The following is an 861-nucleotide window of genomic DNA, read 5'->3' as shown; positions in this document are numbered from 1 at the left end:
TTGGCGCTCGGCGTAGTGAGTATGAGGCTAAACGGACCAAAGTATTTCATCAGGTTTCTTCATGAGATGAAGATCTGCATGTGCTTGGCTACTCATCTCATAGAATATTTTCGGAGGTCCAGACGCTGGTGGAGGCTGATTGCATTGAGTCTGAGAGTCGTTGATCTATCGTGGGACTGAGTGATCTTATTACGATTGCTCCAGCGGGATATGTGCATCTTGACTTGATTCAAGATGTAAATTATCTAAGTACCGTCGCTGAGGATGTGTTATTCGATTCGAGGGAAGCGGCGAGGGCCGTTGCTGATAATATGGTTGGTCGTGGGCTTTTTCCTGTCGATAGTCGGCAGGCAGCGCTGAGCAGCGCCACTAAGCTATTGTCCTTCTTGGAGCGTTCCCGCGATGCTTATCTCCTTGGAGACGCGAAGGTGATTGCTGATCTTAAGGAGGACTATTCTGAGATATTGAGTGCGGCCGTTGATAAGGTTGCTCGTCTAATAGATAACGATTCGGGATACAAGAATTACGAGGGATTGTTATCGCAATACCCCCCTGGGTCCGATGAAGTGGGGCAAGTTTCATCGGTGCAGCACTATGGTTTTTTTGTCGATTTTGGTTCTCGCGGACATGGCTTGGTCCATAAAAGCCGATTTAATGGACTCGGCGGCGACATTGAGCCTGGGGATTGGGTGGTGGTTAGAATTATCAAGTATGAGCGCGACCGACGTCGTTTTGACCTTGAGTTGCGAGAGGTTGACTGAGTCATACGAAAAAGGTGTCACCATTTCGTCGTCCGTAGTCAAGCGCCGAAAGGGGGCCAAGCAAAAAGGGGTCAGGTTCATTTTTCTGTCCAAAAAGGGG

1 protein-coding gene is annotated in these 861 nt (G+C 48.8%); it reads left to right on the top strand.

Annotated features, from left to right (window positions below; all coding sequences use genetic code 11):
- The first annotated feature begins 170 nt into the window (after window positions 1-170).
- Entirely contained in the window at window positions 171-761 is a 591-nt protein-coding gene (locus tag B1991_RS18570; protein ID WP_136260147.1) for a S1 RNA-binding domain-containing protein, read from the top strand.
- Window positions 762-861: the final 100 nt, after the last annotated feature.

It is taken from the genome of Rhodanobacter lindaniclasticus (assembly GCF_004799035.1).
Lineage (GTDB): Bacteria > Pseudomonadota > Gammaproteobacteria > Xanthomonadales > Rhodanobacteraceae > Rhodanobacter > Rhodanobacter lindaniclasticus.
Note: the sequence above shows the minus strand (reverse complement) of the source record. Positions and strands in the feature narration are given on the sequence as shown.